General features: G+C 41.3%; 1 protein-coding gene. It reads left to right on the forward strand.

Features of this window, described 5'->3' with window-relative positions; all coding sequences use genetic code 11:
* A partial coding sequence (locus A3735_RS01960; protein ID WP_156499326.1) for a GlxA family transcriptional regulator occupies positions 1–544 on the forward strand: 544 nt, incomplete at its 5' end.
* Between the last annotated feature and the right edge of the window lie 326 nt (positions 545–870).

Genomic DNA, 870 nt, shown 5'->3' on the forward strand with positions numbered 1-870 from the left:
TGAACTAAAACGCCAGCACTTCATTACTTATGGTAACCGAATTTATTGTGCTGGCAGTATCAACGCGCTGTCAGACTTGGTCTTTCACTTGATTGGCCAGGCCTTTGGTTTGGAAAAACGTCAGTTAGCGGAGCGCCATTTTGCCCATGAAGTAGGCAGCAGCTACGACTTGCCTATGTTTTCAGTCGGACGAGCCGCGCATGCAGATGAAGATATTATCGAGATTCAGGCGTGGTTAAAGTCCTCGTGTCATGAAGATATTGATATTCCCCAGATGGCCGAAAGAGCAGGCATGCCAGTACGAACGTTTACACGTCGTTTCAGGCAAGCATTAGGCATGACACCGAATCAGTACCTTCAGGACTTACGCATTGAAAATGGCCGTGACTTATTGAAATCAACCGATCTAAGCATTCAGGATGTGGCTGAAAACGTTGGCTATAAAGATACGGCTTACTTTTCTCGGGTGTTTAAAACCAAGGTAGGGCTGACGCCAAGTGATTATAAGAAAATGGTGCGTCCAAAACTCTTCCAGTTAGATTAAAGAGTAATAATTTGGGACAAAAAAAGAGGAGCCTGTTTAGGGCTCCTATAATAGGGGTTTCTTCAAGGAAGACAGAATCACGATCGCTTCTTCGTGATCTGTAATAACAGTATAAGACTAAAATTTCCGTAATGTGGTTAAAAAGTGAGCTATATTTGTAATGATTCGTTATAACATGCTATCGCATGCCAAGAATTACTTACATAGCAGTCCTTTCACAACATTTAGCCTTGCTGTCGTAAGTTCAGACAATGGAAATGTAACTTGGTTCAAAAAAATAATAATACTTGATGAATCTTTTCAGATTTACGTGGTCTATTAGCATT

It is taken from the genome of Oleiphilus sp. HI0061, assembly GCF_001635675.1.